Source organism: Arthrobacter pasteuri, assembly GCF_054510955.1.
This window is the reverse complement of sequence record NZ_JBTNDO010000001.1, coordinates 1,712,757-1,731,292: the sequence shown is the minus strand read 5'-3', so window position 1 is coordinate 1,731,292 and position 18,536 is coordinate 1,712,757. Positions and strand designations below refer to the sequence as shown.

The 18,536-nt window shown below is 68.4% G+C and carries 19 protein-coding genes; 5 read left to right on the top strand and 14 right to left on the bottom strand.

Annotated features, from left to right (window positions below):
• Positions 1-107: 107 nt before the first annotated feature.
• From ACX80H_RS08180 to ACX80H_RS08170, 3 genes are all read right to left on the bottom strand, one after another.
• Positions 108-1,568, bottom strand: coding sequence for an amino acid permease (locus ACX80H_RS08180; protein ID WP_459312430.1), 1,461 nt, complete (start codon positions 1,566-1,568; stop codon positions 108-110).
• Between the two features lie 106 nt (positions 1,569-1,674).
• Positions 1,675-2,298, bottom strand: coding sequence for a TetR/AcrR family transcriptional regulator (locus ACX80H_RS08175; RefSeq protein ID WP_459312428.1), 624 nt, complete (start codon positions 2,296-2,298; stop codon positions 1,675-1,677).
• Positions 2,282-3,076, bottom strand: a complete 795-nt coding sequence (locus tag ACX80H_RS08170) for a phosphatase PAP2 family protein (protein ID WP_459312426.1) — start codon at positions 3,074-3,076, stop codon at positions 2,282-2,284. Before ACX80H_RS08170 ends, ACX80H_RS08175 begins: the two co-directional genes overlap by 17 nt.
• Positions 3,077-3,197: 121 nt before the next feature.
• Here ACX80H_RS08170 and ACX80H_RS08165 point away from each other — a divergent pair, with 121 nt between their 5' ends.
• Positions 3,198-3,860 carry a pyridoxine/pyridoxamine 5'-phosphate oxidase gene (locus ACX80H_RS08165; RefSeq protein WP_459312424.1) on the top strand — a complete coding sequence of 221 codons (663 nt, stop codon included), beginning with the start codon at positions 3,198-3,200 and terminating at the stop codon, positions 3,858-3,860.
• 111 nt (positions 3,861-3,971) lie between these two features.
• On the opposite strand, the gene ACX80H_RS08160 is transcribed toward ACX80H_RS08165, so the two are convergent.
• The 5 genes from ACX80H_RS08160 to ACX80H_RS08140 all read right to left on the bottom strand — a co-directional run bounded on the left by ACX80H_RS08160 (position 3,972) and on the right by ACX80H_RS08140 (position 7,980).
• A complete protein-coding gene (locus tag ACX80H_RS08160; RefSeq protein WP_459312422.1) occupies positions 3,972-4,994 on the bottom strand; it encodes a zinc-binding metallopeptidase family protein in 1,023 nt (340 codons plus the stop codon).
• A gap of 27 nt (positions 4,995-5,021) precedes the next feature.
• Complete coding sequence (locus tag ACX80H_RS08155; protein WP_459312420.1) at positions 5,022-5,798, bottom strand: sulfite exporter TauE/SafE family protein; 777 nt, start codon at positions 5,796-5,798, stop codon at positions 5,022-5,024.
• A 158-nt stretch (positions 5,799-5,956) separates the two neighbouring features.
• A complete protein-coding gene (locus tag ACX80H_RS08150) occupies positions 5,957-6,586 on the bottom strand; it encodes a Rho termination factor N-terminal domain-containing protein (RefSeq protein ID WP_459312418.1) in 630 nt (209 codons plus the stop codon).
• Between the two features lie 135 nt (positions 6,587-6,721).
• Entirely contained in the window at positions 6,722-7,549 is an 828-nt protein-coding gene (locus tag ACX80H_RS08145) for an aldo/keto reductase (protein WP_459312416.1), read from the bottom strand.
• 128 nt (positions 7,550-7,677) lie between these two features.
• Positions 7,678-7,980, bottom strand: a complete 303-nt coding sequence (locus tag ACX80H_RS08140) for a hypothetical protein (protein ID WP_459312414.1) — start codon at positions 7,978-7,980, stop codon at positions 7,678-7,680.
• Between the two features lie 244 nt (positions 7,981-8,224).
• On the opposite strand from ACX80H_RS08140, the gene ACX80H_RS08135 reads away from it, so the two are divergent.
• On the top strand, positions 8,225-8,857 hold the full coding sequence (locus ACX80H_RS08135) for a GNAT family N-acetyltransferase (RefSeq protein ID WP_459312412.1): 633 nt from the start codon (positions 8,225-8,227) through the stop codon (positions 8,855-8,857).
• Here the strand turns inward: ACX80H_RS08135 and ACX80H_RS08130 are convergent.
• From ACX80H_RS08130 to ACX80H_RS08120, 3 genes are all read right to left on the bottom strand, one after another.
• The gene (locus ACX80H_RS08130) at positions 8,769-9,302 is read right to left on the bottom strand and encodes an SRPBCC family protein (protein ID WP_459312411.1); all 534 of its coding nucleotides are present in this window, start codon (positions 9,300-9,302) and stop codon (positions 8,769-8,771) included. The two genes, ACX80H_RS08135 and ACX80H_RS08130, sit on opposite strands and share 89 nt — an antisense overlap.
• Positions 9,303-9,366: 64 nt before the next feature.
• Positions 9,367-10,371 carry an NADP-dependent oxidoreductase gene (locus ACX80H_RS08125; protein WP_459312409.1) on the bottom strand — a complete coding sequence of 335 codons (1,005 nt, stop codon included), beginning with the start codon at positions 10,369-10,371 and terminating at the stop codon, positions 9,367-9,369.
• Positions 10,372-10,774: 403 nt separating this feature from the next.
• On the bottom strand, positions 10,775-12,091 hold the full coding sequence (locus tag ACX80H_RS08120) for an APC family permease (RefSeq protein ID WP_459312407.1): 1,317 nt from the start codon (positions 12,089-12,091) through the stop codon (positions 10,775-10,777).
• A gap of 176 nt (positions 12,092-12,267) precedes the next feature.
• Here ACX80H_RS08120 and ACX80H_RS08115 point away from each other — a divergent pair, with 176 nt between their 5' ends.
• The 3 genes from ACX80H_RS08115 to ACX80H_RS08105 all read left to right on the top strand — a co-directional run bounded on the left by ACX80H_RS08115 (position 12,268) and on the right by ACX80H_RS08105 (position 14,885).
• Complete coding sequence (locus ACX80H_RS08115) at positions 12,268-13,656, top strand: OFA family MFS transporter (protein WP_459312405.1); 1,389 nt, start codon at positions 12,268-12,270, stop codon at positions 13,654-13,656.
• Position 13,657: 1 nt separating this feature from the next.
• Positions 13,658-13,762, top strand: coding sequence for an MFS transporter small subunit (locus ACX80H_RS08110; protein WP_459312403.1), 105 nt, complete (start codon positions 13,658-13,660; stop codon positions 13,760-13,762).
• Between the two features lie 118 nt (positions 13,763-13,880).
• A complete protein-coding gene (locus ACX80H_RS08105) occupies positions 13,881-14,885 on the top strand; it encodes an MBL fold metallo-hydrolase (protein ID WP_459312401.1) in 1,005 nt (334 codons plus the stop codon).
• Between the two features lie 60 nt (positions 14,886-14,945).
• Here the strand turns inward: ACX80H_RS08105 and yjfF are convergent, their stop codons facing one another.
• Genes yjfF through ACX80H_RS08090 form a run of 3 tightly spaced genes read right to left on the bottom strand, consistent with a single transcriptional unit; the run spans position 14,946 to position 18,510 of the window.
• Positions 14,946-15,959, bottom strand: a complete 1,014-nt coding sequence (gene yjfF / locus ACX80H_RS08100) for a galactofuranose ABC transporter, permease protein YjfF (RefSeq protein ID WP_459312399.1) — start codon at positions 15,957-15,959, stop codon at positions 14,946-14,948.
• Positions 15,959-16,990, bottom strand: coding sequence for an ABC transporter permease (locus ACX80H_RS08095; protein WP_459312397.1), 1,032 nt, complete (start codon positions 16,988-16,990; stop codon positions 15,959-15,961). Before ACX80H_RS08095 ends, yjfF begins: the two co-directional genes overlap by 1 nt.
• Positions 16,987-18,510 (bottom strand): sugar ABC transporter ATP-binding protein, encoded by a 1,524-nt coding sequence (locus tag ACX80H_RS08090; protein ID WP_459312396.1) that lies wholly within the window; start codon positions 18,508-18,510, stop codon positions 16,987-16,989. Before ACX80H_RS08090 ends, ACX80H_RS08095 begins: the two co-directional genes overlap by 4 nt.
• Between the last annotated feature and the right edge of the window lie 26 nt (positions 18,511-18,536).

Sequence of the window (18,536 nt, the reverse complement as noted above, 5' to 3'; positions counted from 1 at the left end):
CCGGCGGCCGCGCAAGCGCGGAAGGCCCTCATAGAGGATAGGAGGTGACGGGTCCCGCCGCACATTCGTGACCGAGCGGCGGGACCTTCCCTTCCGGGCCGGGGAGGTCAGCCCTCGCGCTGGAGGAGGGCGTGGCGCGGACTGTCGGGGTTCATCAGGGAGTGCTTCCGGCCGTAGAGGAAGTAGACGGCGAGACCGATCAGGAGCCAGACGCCGAACCTCAGCCAGGTCTCCCAGTGGAGCTGGAGCATCAGGAAGAACGACGCCAGGACACCGAAGGCGGGCACGATCGGCATGAGGGGCAGCTTGAAGGTACGCGGCACCTCGGGCCGGGTGCGGCGCAGCACGATCACAGCGACGCACACGACGACGAACGCGGCCAGGATCCCGATGTTCGTCAGGTCGGCGACCGCGCGGATGGGGAAGACGCCGGCGAGCAGCGCCGCCGCGATCCCGGCGATCCAGGTGACGCGCTGCGGCGTCCCGTGCCGGTCCGTCGTCGAGAACCAGGCAGGAAGGAGTCCGTCGCGGCTCATCGAGAACCACACCCGGGTCACGCCGAGGAGGAAGGTCAGCATGACGGTAAGGATGGAGATCACGGCGAAGGCCGAGATGATCGTGGCGATGACCGGAAGGCCGACGGACTGGAAGGCGGAGGCGAAGCCGGCCGTGGGGCTGATGTCCTCGTAGTTCTGCATGCCGGTGAGGACGAGGGTCGCGAGGACGTACAGCACCATGGCGATCAGCAGGGACAGGAGGATGGCCTTCGGCATGTGCCTCTTGCCGTCGGTCGCCTCCTCGGCTGCGGTGCTCATGGCGTCGTAGCCGAAGACGGCGAAGAAGACGGTGGCAGCGCCCGTGAAGACCGCACCGAAGCCCGAGGGGAGGAACGGCGAGTAGTTCTCGGCGTTCACGTAGAAGAAGCCGAGCCCCACGATGCCGAGGATGAGCAGGATCTTGAGCCCGACCGCGACGAGTTCGAATTTGCCGAACGTCTTGGTCCCGCGGCTCAGGATGAATGTGATGAGCAGGCAGACGACGATCGCGGGGATGTTGACCACACCGCCCTCGATGGTGTCCGGGGTGCCCTGCATCCAGGTGGGCACCGTGACGCCGATGCCGGACATGAACTCCGTGAAGTATCCCGAGATGCCGATGGCCACCACGGCCACGATCGCGATGTACTCGAGCAGCAGGTCCCATCCGATGAACCAGCCGATGATCTCACCCAAGGCCACGTAGCCGTAGGTGTACGCGGAGCCCGCGCGGGGGATCATGCCCGCGAACTCCGCGTAGGACAGGGCGGCCGCGGCGCTGGCGAGCCCCGCGATCAGGAACGAGATCAGGACGGCCGGGCCGACGGGCGCACCGTCCTCCCCGCCGTTCGCGACGAGCCCCGCGAGCGTGAAGATGCCGACACCGATGATGCCGCCGACACCGATCGCCGTCAGTTGCCACAGGCCGAGGCTCTTGAAGAGGCCGGTGCGGCCCGACTCGTCCTCGACATTGTCAATGGGTTTGCGCCGCAGGAGCGATTGCGAGCCCTGCACGCCTGAGCTGTCCGACATGGGGATCCGTTCATAGGAGGGAGAGTGCGTTCCGCACCTGCCAAGTATGGAGGGGGCTGTCCATCAGCGGAAGTCGGCATTATCGAAGGGAAACCGTCGGTTCTGCTTAACCATCCCCCGGTGCCGGGCGGCGGAGCCCGGCCAGGACGAGGCCGAGGTACCGCTCGAACTCCCCGGCCAACTCCCCGGTTGGAGGCGCGGGACGGTCGGGCGCGAGGGAGCCGAGCATGCGGATGAGGACGAGCAGGTCCCTCCCGGTGAGGTCCGGCCTCGCCGCCCCCTCGGTCCTGAGCCGGAGGGCCAGTTCCTCGGCTGCCGAGGCGATGCGCTGGCGGAGCACCGCGAGTCCGGCCGAGACGAATCCGGAGTCGTGCAGCAGCTCCCGCAGGCCACGATCCTCCAGCTGCATCCGGGCGGCGGAGCCGACGAAGAACCGCACCGCAGCCCACGGTTCGGGAACCGCGAGCGCCTCCCTCGCCACCGCATCGACGTCGTCCACGCGCTGCTCGAGGATCGCTTCGATGAGTGCGCGGCGGTCGGGGAACCGGCGGTAGACGGTCCCGACCCCCACCCCTGCCTCCCGTGCGATGTCCTCGAAGCTGCACTCCGCGCCGTGCACGGCGAACATGCGCCGCGCCGCAGCGAGGACCACCGCACGGTTGCGCTGGGCGTCCCGCCGCAGCGGGCGTACGGCGGCCCGTGCCGGGGGCGGTTCAGGCGGAAGCGCCACGGAGGGCCGACCTGCGCAGGCGGAACGTCAGGAAGAGCCGGTGGGCGGTGATGACGACGGCGAGCCATGCGACGCCGAGCGTCCACGCCACCAGCACGTCCGTGAGCCAGTGGTGGCCGAGGTAGACGCGGCTGAGCCCCATGGTTGCAGCGAACAGGACGGCGAGCACGATGGTGAGGGCCCGGGTGCGCTTGCGGTGCTGCCGCAGCACGAGGAGGTAGGCCACGATGCCCGCGATGACGACGGCGTTCAGCGAGTGTCCGCTGGGGAACGACGGCGAGGACTCATAGGGCGGGACGGCGAGTTCGAGGGGAGGCCGCAGGCGCCCGATCGCGTCCTTGCCCGCCACGGTCATCAGCAGGGAACCGAAGGCCGCCGCGGGCAGGAGGATCACAGGGGTCCAGGACCTGCGGCTGACCGCGAGGAGCACCATGATCGACACCGCCAGGATGGGCATCCCGATCGGCCCGCCGATGTTCGTGTACCCCGTGATGAAGGCGTTGAGCCAGTCCTGGCGCAGGGATACGGCGAGGTCGAGGGCCGGGTGGTCGAGGGCGGCGACCCCGTCGGCGTCCACGACGGACTCGTACACTTCGGCGGAGGCCGCCGTCAGCGCCGCCCCGACCCCTCCACCGATGGTGATGATGAGCAGCAGTGCGGTATGGGGGCCCACCCACCGTGCGAGGGGGCGGACGCACCGGACGAGCAGACGGCCGATCGGTGACGACCATCGCGTGAGGTCTCGTGGTCCTACGTACTGGTCCTGGTGGGCTGCCATCTCCTGACTCTATGCCGTGGGACCCGGGGGGCACGTCGGGGCAGGCCCTCCCGGGCACCGCTTGACGGTTCGGGACCGGCGGATCTGCCCGCTCCGGCAGCGGCCCGGCTAGGCTGGCCGCATGAGTGAGCCAGGCCTGATCCGCGATGTCGTCCGTGGCGTACCCGTCTTCCCCGAGGAGATGCCGCCCTTCGACCCCGAGGCCGCGCCCGCCTCGCCCGTCGACCTCTTCGTCGAGTGGCTGAAGCGCGCGGTGGAGGACGGCGTCGCCGCGCCCCACGCGGTCACCCTCGCGACAACAGGAGAGGATGGCATGCCGGACGCGCGCGTCGTGATTCTGAAGGACGTGACGTCGGCCGGATGGCAGGTGGCGTCCAGCATGGACAGCCCGAAGGGCCGGCAACTGAGGAAGCACCCTGCGGCGGCGTTGACCTTCTTCTGGCCGGCAGTCGGCCGTCAGGTGAGGATCCGGGGGTCCGTCTCGACCGGCACCACGGAGGAGAACGACGCCGATTTCCAGCGCCGCCATCCTGTGGCCCGTGCGCTCGTCCTCGCCGGCAGCCAGAGCGCGGTGATGCGCAGCCGGGAAGACCTCGAGGCAGCCGTCGAGGAGCAGGTGCGCCGGATCGAGGCCGCGGACGGCCTCGCCTCGACGACCTGGACGGTCTTCACCGTGGCGCCGGACGCCGTCGAATTCTGGCAGGCGGACCAGGAACGCAGGCATATCCGCCTGCTCTACACCCGGTTCGGGGAGGGCTGGCGCCGGGAACTGCTCTGGCCCTGAGCCCCCTGCTACGCTCCGCGCGGACCTCGGACCTCGGACCTCGGACCTCGGACCTCGGACCTCGGACCTCGGACCTCGGACCTCGGACCTCGGACCTCGGACCTCGGCGGCCTACGCTGCGACCGGCCCGGCGGCCGGTTCTCCGACCCGCACGCGGAGCTTGTGCACGAAGTCGAGCTTGGCGATGACGGCCGGCGGCAGCACGAACGGGTAGAGGTCGTTGGCGCCCATGCTGCGGTTCACCTGGTTGAGGGCGACGGAGAGCGGGATCCAGGTCTCCCGGACCACGTCGCCGAAGTCCTCGGAGGTATTCGGCCCGGGACCGGAGGCGAGTCCGTACTGTAGGGCGGTGTCCACCGTGTCACAGATGTGCAGGTAGTGCGCGAACGTCTCGGCGAAGTCCTCGTACGGGTGCATCGTCGCGTACTGGGAGATGTGCTCCTTCTTCCAGCCCTCGGGAGCTCCCTCGTCGTAGTGCCGCTTGATGGCGTCCTTGTAGCTGGCGCGGTCGTCGCCGAAGACGCTGCGCGCCCGTTCGGTCAGGTCCGGATCGGAGAAGACGAGCGTGCCCTCGAAGTAGTGGCCGGTCTCGTGCCGGAAGTGTCCCAGCATGGTGCGGTAGGGCTCTTCGAGCTTTGCCCGCATCTTCTCGCGGTGGGAGTCGACGGTCTCGGCCAGGTCGATGGTGATCAGGCCGTTCTGGTGCCCGATCACCACTTTCTCCTCGACGCTCGACAGCAGATCGAAGGCGAGCCCCCGCTCGGGGTTCTGGACCCTGTCCTCGATGGGCAGGCCGAGCACGTCGAGTTCGTAGATGAGGTGGCGCTTCGAGCGTTCGGCGTCGAGGAACTGGGCGAGCCCCGTGGTGTCGTGGTCGTGGGGCCGGGACCTGGTGAGGTTGCAGCTGAAGCATTCGTCGCCCTCCTCCCGTACGAGCCAGGTGCACCCCGACAGCTTGAGGTTGGTGCAGCGTCGCAGGAGCTGGCCCTCGAGGTCGCGGTACGCGCCGTCGTCGTCCAGCGGCGTGATGGCGCGTTCCCCGCGGTGGAAGCCGAGCTGCGTGCCGCAGGCGAGGCACTGGGAGTTCTCGAAGAACAGGGGCGCGTCGCAGACGGCGCAGGTGAAGCGTTGCATGGGATTCCTGGGGTCGGGGGTGGTCGGTCAGGCGAAGAAGACGATGCGGATCAGCGCTGCGGTGCCGATGGCGAGGATCGTGGCACGCAGGGCGAGGGGGGAGAGCCGGCGGCCCACGCGAGCGCCGAGAAGGCCCCCCAGGGTGGCGCCGACGGCGATGAGGAGCACGAGGACCCAGTTGATGGACTCCCAGGCGAACACCATGAAGGTGATGGCCGCGACCCCGTTGACGGCCGTGGTCAGCACGTTCTTGATGGCGTTGATGCGCTGGAGGCTCTCGATCGTGACCATGCTCATCAGGCCGACGATCAGGATGCCCTGGGCGGCACCGAAGTAACCCCCGTACACGCCCAGGACGCCGATGCCGGCGAGCAGCAGCAGGGACCGACGGCGCGACGGCCCGGCATCGGGCGCGCCCTCCCCGGCCTTCGCCGCCGCGGCCCGCTGGACGCGCGGAGCAAGAGCCACCATGGCGAGGCCCACGAGGATGAGGATGGGCACGATCGCGCGGAAGGCCTCCGCCGGCAGGACGAGCAGCAGCAGGGCCCCCGCGATCCCGCCGAGGACGGAGAGGGGCAGGAGCCGCAGCAGGAGGCCCCGGTTCGCGGCGATCTCCCGGCGGTAGCCCCACGAGCCGGACAGGCCGCCGCCCACGAGGCCGATGTTGTTCGAGATGTTGGCGACGATCGGCGGATAGCCGAAGAGCAGGAGGGCCGGGAACGTCACCAGGGTGCCGGAACCGACGACGACGTTGATCATGCCCGCCCAGAAACCGGCAGCGAGGATCACGGCGATCTCGAGCAAGCGTGGGTGTCCTCTCGGTACTGGGTGCGGGCGGGCGGTCGTCCCGCAGCAGCGCCGTCAGGAGTGCTCGGCCGCCGGGCGGGAAGGGCGCCTTGCCAAGGATATGCCGTGCCGTCCCCCCGCCCGGACCGCCTGGACCGCCTGGACCGCCCTGACGCTCAGGCGTCCTCGCGGTCGGGGCTCTCGAGGATGAAGAAGTTGGACTGGCTCCCGTCCTTACGCTGCTCCTGGTAGATGAAGTTCAGCCGGCGTTCGTCGAAGGTCCGGAACCATTCCTCCCAGCTCACGTGGCGCAGCTTGTCCGTGTCCTCGTTGAAGTCGAAGCGCAGAACGCCGAGGTGATCCCCGTGTTCCGTTCCTTCCACGGTGGCCGGCCGGGCATTCCGCGCCTCGGCCCACTGCTTGATGACCTCGTGGTGCGTGGTCGCGAGGCTGCGGCCCTCACGCTCGGGATCCTCGTCGGGAGAGGTGATCTCCTGGGAGTACTTCAGGCTCTTGGACGTCTCGGGCCCCGTGCGGATCCTGCCGCTGTCGGGGCCGGCACCGACATCCGCGGGCTCGCCGTCCAGGCCTTTGCCGGCCTTCGGGTCCGCCGCCCCCGACCCGTCGGCGTGGTCCTGTTTCGCCCGGGCGACCGCGTCGACGAGTTCGCCCTTCCGCATTCCGGAGGTTCCCGAAAGACTCTTTTCCTTGGCCTCCTGCCGGAGCTCGTCGACCTTCATGCCCCGCAGGTCCGTCTCGCTGACGTCGGGGGTGTCCGGCGTCTGGTTGCCTGGTGCCTCCGCCATGCTGATTTTCCCTCCGGTCGATGCTCCCCGCGTACGGCCCGCAGAACCGGGTCCCATGCAAGAACTAAGCGTGCTTACTACTTTCGTGGCGACCGGGTGGCGTGTCAAGGTATTCCGGCGCGAGCTGCGCCGGGATCAGTGGCCGAAGGCGTCCGAATCCACGATCTCGGCACTTCCCGTGTCGAGCAGGTAGATGCCGGCCAGTTCGGCGCCGGAGAGTTCGAAGTCGAAGATGCCGAGGTTCTGCGCGAGCCGCTGGGGGTTCGACGACTTCGGGATCGCGACCATGCCCTGCTGCACGTGCCAGCGCAGCACCACCTGTGCGGGCGTCCTGCCATGGGCTTCCGCGATGGCGACGATGCCGGGATCCTCCAGCAGGCCGCTGCCCGGGCCCAGTGGGCTCCAGGACTCCGTCACGATCCCGTGCTCGTTGTGGAACGCGCGCTCCTCGATCCGGGGGCGCTGCGGGTCGAGCTGGATCTGGTTCACGTCGGGCACGATGCCGGCGTCGAGAACCTGCTGCAGGTGGGCGGGCTTGTAGTTCGACGTTCCGACGGCGCGCACGAGCCCCTCCTCCATCAGTTTCGCAATGCCCTGTACCGCTTCGACGTGCCGACCCTGGTCCGGGTTCGGCCAGTGCACGAGCAGCAGGTCGACGTAGTCGAGGCCCAGCAGCTCGGTGCTTGCCTGAAAGGCGCGGCGCACGCCGTCGAGGCTGTGGTGCTCGCTGTTGAACTTGGTGGTGACGAACAGCTCCTCGCGGGGAATCCCGGACCGGCGGATGCCCTCGCCCACGCCCTTCTCGTTGCGGTAGTTCTCCGCCGTGTCGATGAGTCGGTACCCGGTCTCGATGGCGAGGCTGACGGTCTCCGCGGCCTCGTCATCGTTCAGCGGCCAGGTGCCGAGGCCGAGGAGGGGCAGGCGGGCGCCGCTGCGCAGCTGGACGGTGGGGGCGAGTGCCATGGTGGGGCTCCTGCTCGAGGGGGCGGTGTCAGCCCCCAGCCTTTCCCGCAGGCCACCACCCCGTCAACAGGGAGCAAGACCTGCGGGCGGCGCCTCGGCGGGGCGCGGCACGTCCCCGGGCAGGACGGCTAGCCGACCAGCCGCTGCTGCCGGGCGCGCGTGGAGGAGGTGTCGCACGTTGCCGGTGCGCCGCTGTAGGAGGCGCGCGGCAGGGACCGGGACGAGTCCGTGGCGAGCACGTCATCGATCAGTTCGTTGACTGCCTGGGCGATGCAATCCCGCTCCTCGCGGGGGAGCGGAGCGAGGCCGTGGAGGTAGGCGTCGACCTCCAGCTCATCGAAGCAGCCGCCGGAATTGAGGTAGTGCAGGTGCACGTCACGCAGTGTCAGGGATGATGCTGTCATGGCCGTGGAGGCGGACTGGAACTGCAAGGCGGGCTCCTCTGGTGCACGATGTCCTCGCACCCGGACGGCGCGGCGATCCCGCCCACCGTAGCCCCCGCCCTCTCAAGGGCTCCCGCAGGAAAGCTCAACTTTGACTCAAGGGGTTTCGCGCACCAAAGGCCCACCGCCGAAAAAATAGTAAGGCTACTTAATTTCATTTCGAGCAGGAATGGGCTTATAGTTTCGGCAGGGCCTAGCAGCGGGCCATCGAACCACCATCGTGGAGCTGACCATGGAAACTTCCTCTTTTGTCGATTACCGTCCGCAGGCCGCTTCGCTGGCTGAGCCGGAGCAGCTCGGGTGGGGTGCGGTTCCACGGGTATCTCCCAGTACTGCCCCCCGGGTGGAGGAGTCGGAGTTCCCCGACGACCTCACTACCGTGTCCACCCGTCAACTCCGGGTCCTGTGCAACCAGATGTACCGCCTGCTCGACCGGGACTTCCCGCCGATGGACGCAGTGCACCGCTACGAGGTGCTGGTCGAGGAGATCGAGCGGCGTGAGGTACAGGCTGAGGCCCGGACCGCGCCCGTCACGGCGCGCAGCGGCTTCCGCGACAACTCCCTGTTCTCGCGTTTCGAACTCTTCAGTGACGGCACCATGGTGGGCCATGTGAAGTACGAGATGAAGGGATCCCACGCCGTCCTGATCCAGGCCGTCGTCGATCCGCGGTTCGACGCCGTCGACGTCGAACCGGCGCTCATCCGCCAGGTGCTCCTCAATGCGCACAAGCGGCGCATCGCCGTCGTCCCCTACTGCCCGAGGGTCCGCGAGTTCCTCACGGAGTTCCCCCAGTACCGCGCGCTCCTGCCTGCGGACCAGCGGGGACGGCTCGAGGCGACGCTGCGGGCAGCCGGAGACGACTAGCCGGCGCTGTCGTCAGGAACCTGTTGCGCACCACGATGAGGTGGCGCATGTACGGACGGAGCAGGATGCGCTCCACCGCCGTGCCGACCACCCCGAACGGTGCCGTGAACTCGACCCTGTCGATCATGGTCGTCGTGCCGTCGGCCGTGCTGAACTCGTGGACGTGCCGGAAAGCGCGGAACGGGCCCCGGAGCTGCTCGTCGACGAAACGCGAAGGGGCGTCGAACTCCGTGATGATGCTCGTCATCCGGATGGGCAGGCCGAAGTGCCAGGCGCGCCAGGTGACCTGCTCGCCCGGGCCGATCAGGCCGCTCGTGACGCCACCGACGGCGCGTTCGCGCGAGAAGCGCATGGATCCGGTATGGACATCGATGCTCCGGGAGCGCTCGAACAGTTCTGCCTGCCCCATGGGCGTGGTCGTGGTGCAGGTGAAGGCGACGGTCATGCCGTCAGTATCGCAGCCGGTCCCGGTATCGCAGTCGATCCGGGCACGGCGGCGATGAAGGCTGTCAGGGGCGAACGAGCATCTTCCCCGTGTTGGTGCCGTTCATCATGTCGAGGAACGCGTCGACGGCGTTCCCGATGCCGTCCACCACGGTCTCGTCGAAGACCACGCTGCCTTCGGTCAGCCAGTGCGTCATCTTCTCCGCGAACTCCGGCTGCAGGTCCTGGTGCTGCCCCACGATGAATCCCTCCAGCTTCAGTGACCGCGTGACGAGATTCGCCAGATTGTCCGGGCCGGGTGCCCGCTCGGTGTCGTTGTACTGCGAGATCGCCCCGCAGAGCGCTGCGCGGCCGCCGGTGTTGAGGCGGTCGAGGGCTGCCTCCAGATGATCGCCGCCCACGTTGTCGAAGTACACGTCGATGCCGTCCGGCGTGAGGTCGCGCAGTTGCTGCCGCACGGGAGCGTCCTTGTAGTTGAACGCTTCGTCGTATCCGTACCTGTCCTTGAGCAGGGACACCTTCGCCGCCGACCCGGCCGAGCCGAGGACGCGCGAGGCTCCGAGCCTGCGGGCGATCTGTCCGGCGATGGAGCCGACCGCGCCGGCGGCGCCGGAGACGAAGACGACGTCGCCTTCCCGAAGGGCCGCGACGCGCTTCAGTCCGGCGTAGGCCGTGAGTCCGGTCATGCCGGCCGCTCCGAGGAAGGCTGACAGGGGCAGTCCCGTCTCCGGCAGGAGTGAGAACTGCTGCGCGGGGCCCTGGGCGAGGTCCCGCCAGCCGAAGCCGTGGAGAACCGCGGTCCCGACGGGCAGGGTATCGCTCCTCGACTCGATGACCCTGCCCACCGCGCCGCCGGTCATGGTCTCGCCGAGCCCGAAGGGCTGGACGTAGGACCTGGCGTCGTTCATGCGCCCCCGCATGTAGGGATCGACGGACACGTACTCGTTGCGGACGCGCACTTCGTCCTCGCCGAGCTCCGGGAGGTCCACGGTGACTGTTCGGAAATCCGCCGGAGTGGGGGTGCCGATCGGGCGGCGGACGAGCTGGATCTGGGTGCTGCTGCTGGTCATGCTGCTCCTCGTGCTGAGCCGCTTCCTGCAGGCGGCAACGCGCTATCCGGAGGGATTATTCCGGTTGAAGGGTGGGAGAGGGGGTGCCCGCCCCCAGGGCGTCCTCGAGATCGAAGCGGTGGATCGCCGTTTCCTGGGTTGGGCGCGGGACCCGGAACCCCACGGTCCGGTCCTTCGGAAGCCGGGTCCGCCGGATCACCGGGGGCGTGCGCGCCGAACTGCTCGATCAGGCGCCTGTAGCAGTGGGCGAGGAGTGCCTGTGGGGGAGGGTCCCCCCGCTGACGGGCGGCCAGCCGCGACCCGGTTTCCTGCTCGTCCTGATCGTCTCGGCCTCCTGCAGGAAAACGATCGCGGTGTGCCGCACTAGGTCCTCGTCTCCAGTCCCGGCCGGCGGGACTACCTGTCAGTGGCCTGCCCGCCCCCGCACGAACCGCTGGACGCCGTACAGTGCGAGCCCCAGCGCGAGCAGGACACCGGCTCGGAGCCAGATCTCGCCGGTCTGCTGTGTGAGGAGCAGGAGACATGATGCGATCGCGAGGTAGGGGAACACCGCCGGGATGCGGAAGTGCCGGTGCTGCACCTCATCCTTCCGGAGCACGATGACGGCGATATTGGTGCTCAGGAACACGAACAGGAGCAGCAGGACGACCGTCTGGGAGAGCGATTCGAGCCCGCCCGTCAGGGTCAGGGCCATGGCCACGAGCGTCGTCGCCACGATGGCGACCCACGGTGTGCGGCGATGAGGCAGGACGCGGTCGAAGACCGACGGGAAGAGTCCCTGTTCTGCCATCCCATAGGTCAGCCGGCTGGACATGATCATGGTCAACAGGGCGCCATTGGCCACAGCGATGAGGGCCACCAGGCTGAAGAGTCGGTTCGGGATGCCCGCGCCAGTAGCCGCCACGACGTCGAGCAGGGGCGAATTCGACCCGGCGAGCTGATCAGGGGCGAGCGCTGCGGAAGCCGCGAGACCGATCAGGAGGTAGACGACGCCGGCCGTCAGCAGGGCACCGAAGATGGCCTTGGGGTACACGCGGCTGACGTCCCGGACCTCCTCGGCGACGTTCGCGGACACCTCGAACCCGACGAAGGAGTAATACGCGATCAGGGATGCGGCAAGGACGGCGGATGCGGCACTCACCCCGGGCGGGAAGTCGTTGACGCGCGAGATGTCCCCATTGCCTCCGGCGACGAAGATGCCGACGACGACGATGACCAGGACGAGTCCGGACACTTCGATGACGGTCATGACCACGTTGCTGCGCACGGACTCCTTGATACCGCGCATGTTCAGCACGGCCAGCAGGGCGAGGAACACCAGGGCGGCGGGAACCGCCGGTACGTCGATGAACGTGGTGAGGTAGCCCCCGGCGAAGGCCTGTGCGAGGCCTGCGGCGCTCGTCACACCGGCCGCGAGCATGCAGAAGCCCACGAGGAAGGAGATGAACGGCTTCCGGAAGGCGCGTTCGGCGAATACCGCGGCGCCGCCCGCCTTGGGGTACTTCGTCACGAGTTCGGCGTATGATCCCGCGGTCAGGAGGGCCAGGGCCAGAGCAACCATGAGGGGCATCCAGATGGCGCCGCCCACTTCGGCCGAGATCACGCCGACCAGGGCATACACACCGGCTCCCAGAACGTCGCCGAGTATGAAGAGGTACAGGAGCGGCCCCGAGATGCCGCGCTTCAATCGGGTGTCCGGAACCTGTTCTGTCGTAGCCACGAGCTCAAGTCTAGTGGGACCACTCAGCACGCTCGGCGATTATGCGGGTAGGACCGTTCGGCGCGCAAGAGATACCGCCGGTCGCTCCCCGCCCCCTCCTCGGCGGTATCCACAGCATACTTACCCTCATCCACGAGGGCCGGGGGCGGCCACTCATGCCGACAGAGAGGTTTTCGATGAGTTGGCTCGACCGTGACCACAGCATCGCGCCACCGGGGTTCAACCGATGGCTCATCCCACCGGCCGCGCTGGCCGTCCACCTGTGCATCGGGCAGGCGTATGCGACCAGCGTCTACAAGACGGCGCTGACGGCCCACTTCGGCGCGAGCCTGACGCAGATCGGCATCATCTTCTCGATCGCGATCGTGATGCTGGGCCTGTCCGCCGCCGTCCTCGGCACCTGGGTGGACCGCAACGGGCCGCGCAAGGCGATGTTCACGTCGGCCCTGTTCTGGACCTCCGGCTTCCTGGTGGGGGCGCTCGGCATCTTCACCCACCAACTGTGGCTCCTCTACCTGGGCTACGGGGTCATCGGGGGCATCGGCCTCGGCATCGGTTACATCTCGCCGGTGTCCACCCTGATCAAGTGGTTCCCCGACCGTCCGGGCCTCGCGACCGGCATGGCCATCATGGGGTTCGGCGGCGGGGCCCTGATCGCGAGCCCGCTGTCCACACAGCTGCTCCGCATGTACGACCCGAACTCCGGTACCGAGGGCTGGGTGGCCAGCGGTGACGCCGTCGGGAAGCTGTTCCTGACCCTCGCAGCCATCTACCTCGTCTACATGATGTTCGGCGCCTTCACCATCAAGGTGCCGGCCGAGGGCTGGAAGCCCGACGGCTTCGATCCTTCCCAGCTGAAGTCGAAGCCGCTGGTCACCACCGACAACGTGTCCGCGGCCAACGCGATCAGGACCCGCCAGTTCTGGCTCGTCTGGATCGTCCTGTTCTGCAACGTGACCGCCGGGATCGGCATCCTCGAACAGGCCTCCCCGATGATCCAGGACTTCTTCCGCGGCGCGGACGGCACGACGGCGGTCTCGGTCGCCGTCGCCGGCGGCTTCGTGGGCCTGCTCTCGATCGGCAACATGGGCGGGCGGTTCGTCTGGTCCACGACGTCGGACATCGTCGGCCGCAAGCGCATCTACATGATCTACCTCGGCGTCGGAGCGGTCCTCTACGTGGTGCTGGCCCTGGCCGGATCGTCCACCACCCTGCTGTTCGTCGTGCTTGCCTTCGTGATCATCTCCTTCTACGGCGGCGGCTTCGCCACCGTGCCGGCGTACCTCCGCGACCTGTTCGGCACCTACCAGGTCGGGGCGATCCACGGACGCCTGCTCACCGCGTGGTCGGCTGCGGGCATTGCCGGCCCGCTGATCGTGAACGGGATCCTCGACTCGCAGGGTACGCCCGGCGAGCTGACGGCCGCCGCCTACCAGCCCGCGCTGCTCACCATGGTGGGGCTGCTGGTCGTGGGCTTCATCGCCAACCTGCTCGTCCGGCCCGTGGATTCCCGTTTCCACGAACCCGCCGGTGACACCCCCCGAGAATTCGCGAAGGAGGCCTGACATGGCCGGAGCACGCATCGCCACCGTCTGGGCCCTCGTGGCCGTTCCCCTCGCCTACGGCGTCTTCCAGACACTCACGCGCGCCGCGGCCCTGTTCGGCGGCTGACGCCTTCGCCCTGAACGCCCGCCCCCGCGCTGCGCGGGGGCGGGCGTTCGTGCGTCGGCAGGACGCCGTCGCGGAGCAGCGGACTGGTTGAATGGGACCAGGCCACCCGGAAGGACCCATGGACAGCACCAGCACACGGCAGGCGGACGCCGTCGGACGCGGTGAGCTCCCGCCGCTCGACCGGGTGCGTGACGACGTCTGGGCCCTCGCGCAGCCCATGCCCGGCGGCCACCTCGCCTACTCCTTTACCTACCTCTTGCAGGGTGCAGACGGGGGTGTCCACGTCGTGGACCCGGGCTGGGACTCCGACGCGAACTGGGACCGGCTGACCGCGGCGCTCGCGGAGATCGCCCCGGGAAGGTCCGGGGCCGTCACCGGCATCACGGGGACGCATCTGCACCCCGACCATGTGGGCATGGCGGCCCGGCTGCGGGACGCATCGGGGGCGCGGCTCGCCCTGCACGGCACCGAGCGTCGTGCGCTCGAAGGGCACAGCACGCGGGTGCTCGATGTCGACGAGGTGATGGGGAAGCTGGAGGGGTGGGGTGTCCCCGGGGGGCGGCGAAGCGAACTCGCCCAGTACGTCGACCGGTCGCCCGAAGGACTCGTCCTGGCCGTGGACCGCGTGCTGACCGACGGCGACGTCCTGCCCGTTCCGGGGTTCCGGCTCGAGGTCATGGCGACACCCGGCCACACGGCCGGGCACATCTGCCTCCGGGACGACGACCGCGGGCTGCTCTTCACGGGCGACCACGTGCTGCCGACGGTGTTCGCCGGCCTCGGACTCGGCGGCCCGACGGCGTCGAACCCGCTTGCCGACTACCTCGCGTCGATCGACCGCGTGCGCCGCTTCCCGGACCACGAGGCCCTGCCGGGACACGGCTACCGGTTCAGGGGGCTGGCCGGGCGGGCGGAGGAGTGCGCGGAGCACCACCTGAAGCGCGCCCGGGAGGTGGCCTCGGTCCTGGCGGACGAGGATCCGCGATCCGGCGGGCCGAGCATCTGGGACATCGCCGCGCGGCTGACCTGGACCGCCGGCTGGGAGGGGCTGGAAGGCTTCCAGCTGCTCTCGGCGCTCACCCAGACGGAGATGCACCGGGACTTCGTCCGCACCACCTGGTGAGGTCGGCACTGGTGAGATCGGCGCTGGTGAGGCCGGCCGCATGCAGGTCCCGGAGGGGCGCTAGGCGAGCTTCACCTTCCGGGAGAAGAGCTTCTGCAGCAGGATGAAGGCGAGCAGGAGGGCGCCGATCACGATGCGCGTCCACCAGGAGCTCAGGGTCCCCTCGTAGGAGATGAACGTCTGGACGATGCCGAGGACGAGCACTCCCGCGAGGGATCCGAGCACGTAGCCGTACCCGCCGGTGAGCAGCGTGCCGCCCACCACCACGGCGGCGATCGCATCCAGTTCCATGCCCGTCGCCGCCAGGCTGTACCCGGAGAGGCTGTAGAAGGAGAAGAGAATCCCGCCGATCGCCGAGCACAGGCCGCTGATCCCGTACACGAGCACCTTCGTCCGCGGGACGGCGAGTCCCATGAGGAGTGCGGAGGACTCCCCGCCGCCGATGGCGTAGACGGTGCGCCCGAACCGGGTCTGGTGCAGGACGTAGAAGGCGAGCGCGACGACGACCAGCGCGATCACGACTCCGGGAGAGACGAACAGCTTCTCGCCCAGCGGGATGCGTGCCTGCGCCATGGCGGTGAAGAACGGGTCGGTCACGGTGATGGAGTCCACGCTGATCACGTAGCAGAGGCCGCGCGCCAGGAAGAGTCCGGCGAGGGTGACGATGAACGGCTGGATCTCGAAGACCTGGATGACCAGGCCCATGAGCAGGCCGAAGGTCGCACCGGTCAGCAGCACGAGGGCTATCACCACGAAGGGGTTCCACCCGGCCTCCAGGAGCGCGGCCGCGATCATCATCGAGAGGGCGACGACGGACCCGACCGAGAGGTCGATCCCGCCGGTGAGGATGACGAAGGTCATGCCGACTGCGAGCACGATCAGGAAGGTGTTGTCGATGAGGAGGTTGAGGAAGACCTGCCCGGACAGGAAGCCCGGGTACATGCCCGCCCCGATGGCGAACATCGCGAGGAACAGCCCGACGGTCGCCAGGGTGGGCGCATAGCGGGCCTTGCCCTGGAGGCGGCCGATGCGGGTGCGGCCCGGGGTGGCCGGGGTACGGGTGAGAACGGACATCAGACGGCCACCTTCACGCCGGACTGCCGGGCAACGGGACGTCTGCGTCGCCGGAGGAGGTCCCTCGCCTTGCTGGACTGCAGGAGGCAGACGACGATGACGACCAGTGCCTTGAAGACGAGGGTGACTTCGGGCGGGATTCCCAGCGTGTAGACGGTGGTCGTGAGGGTCTGGATGATCAGGGCCCCCACCAGGGTCCCCACCAGGCTGTACCGCCCGCCGGCCAGCGAGGTACCACCGATCACGACGGCGAGGATCGCGTCCATCTCGATGTAGAGACCTGCGTTGTTCGCATCCGCCGCGGTCACGTTCGAGCTGATCATGAGGCCCGCGACCGCGGCACACAGGCCGCTGAAGACGTACACGGTCCAGACGATGCTGCGTGCGCTGAGGCCGGCGAGGCGGCTGGCCACCGGATTGATGCCCACCGCTTCGATGAGGGTCCCGAGCGCCGTCCGGCGGGTCAACAGGCCGGCGACGCCGAAGGCGGCTGCCGCGATGAGGATCGAGATCGGGAGGCCGAGGAAGAAGCCTGCCCCGATCGCCTGGTAGGAGTCGTTCGAGACGGAGATGATCTGCCCGTCCGTCACCAGTTGCGCCAGGCCGCGGCCGGCGGTCATGAGGACGAGGGTGGCGATGATCGGCTGGATGCCGATCACCGAGACGAGGAACCCGTTCCACAGTCCGAGCACCAGTCCCGCGACGACGGCGATGGCCACACCTCCAGCCGCCGTCCCGAGGGACGAGGGGTCGGGCGAATTGTAGATGTAGGTGCAGGAGACGGCTCCGGCGATGGCGGCCACCGCTCCCACGGACAGATCGATACCGCGGGAGGCGATGACGAGGGTCATGCCGAGGGCGATGAGGATCGTCGGGGCCCCGTTCCGGAGGATGTCGATCAGGCTGCCGTACAGGTGACCGTCCTGGACGCGGACGGATAGGAAATCCGAGCGGAACAGCTGGTTGAGCACGAGCAACAGGACCAGGGCGAGTACCGGCCAGGTGAGGCGGTGCTTCAGCAGGGCATTCATGCGTGCGTTCCCGCGATGATCGTCATGACGTCTTCCATGGTGACTCCGTCGTTCGGTATGTGGCCGACCATCTGGCGGTCCTTGAGGATGGCGATGTGGTCACTCAGGCGCAGCACCTCCTCGAGCTCGGCCGAGATGAAGATGATCGACATCCCGTCCGCCGCGAGGCTGCTGATGAGTTTCTGGATCTGGGTCTTCGCGCCGATGTCGATGCCCCGGGTGGGCTCGTCGAGGATGAGCAGCCGGGGATTGGTGATCAGCCAGCGTGCAAGGAGCACCTTCTGCTGGTTGCCGCCGCTGAGGTTCCGGATCAGCGCGTCCTTGTTGGCGGGACGGATGTCCAGGGCCCGGATGAACTTCTCGGCCAGCTGGTCCTGGGTGGAGCGGGGAACCCTTCTCAACCAGCCCTTGCTCGCCTGCATCGCCAGGACGAGGTTGTCCCGGACGGACAGATCGCCGATCAGTCCCTCCTCCTTCCTGTTCTCCGAGGAGAAGGCGATCCCCCTGTTGATCGCCGCGCGGGGACTGCGGAAGGTCTGCGCCGCGCCGTCGATGCTCAGATGCCCCTGGTCCGCCCGGTCCGCACCGAACAGCAGCCGGGCCGTCTCGGTACGCCCGGAGCCGAGAAGCCCGGCGAGGCCCAGGATCTCTCCTGCATGGAGGGCGACCGTCACATCCCTGACCGATCCCTTCCGCCCCAGGTCCTGTGCCTGCAGCACCGGCGCCTCGTCCTGCCGGCCCGGCTGCCGGCGGCTTTCGGCCCGTTCCAGTTCGGCGAGGGCGTCCATCTCCTTGCCGATCATCTTCGAGATGAGTCCCATCCGCGGCAGTTCGCGCGTCCTGTACTCGCCCACGAGTCTGCCGTTCCGCAGGACGGTCATGCGGTCTGAGATCTCGTACACCTGCTCGATGAAGTGCGAGACGAACAGGATGGCCACGCCCCGGTCCCGGAGCGTCCGGATGACGGTGAAGAGCTGCTGGACCTCATCGGTGTCGAGGCTCGACGTCGGCTCGTCGAGGATGAGTACCTTGGCGTCGACCTGCACCGAACGGGCAATCGCGATGAGCTGCTGGATGGCGATGGAGTGTGTGGAGAGGACGGATCCGGGGTCGATGTGCCCGAGCTGCAGCTGGTCGAGGACCTCCCTCGCCTTTTTCCGGACCTCCTTCCAGTGGATGGCGCCGCGCCGCCGGGGTTCGCGCCCCAGGAGGATGTTCTCCTCGACGGAGAGGTTGGGGCAGAGGTTGACTTCCTGGTACACCGTGCTGATGCGCGCGGCCTGCGCCTCGGCCGGGCTCGAGAAGCGGAGCTCGGCGCCCATCACGGTGATCGTCCCGCTGTCGATCGGGTAGACGCCGGTCAGCGCCTTGATGAGCGTCGATTTGCCGGCGCCGTTCTCTCCCATCAGGGCATGGACCTCACCCTGGAACAGACGGAGATCCACGGCGTCCAGCGCCTTCACACCCGGGAACTCGATGGAGATGCCGCTCATGTCCACCACGGGGACGATCTCGTTCATGTGCTGTCGTTTCTCTCGCGGGATGC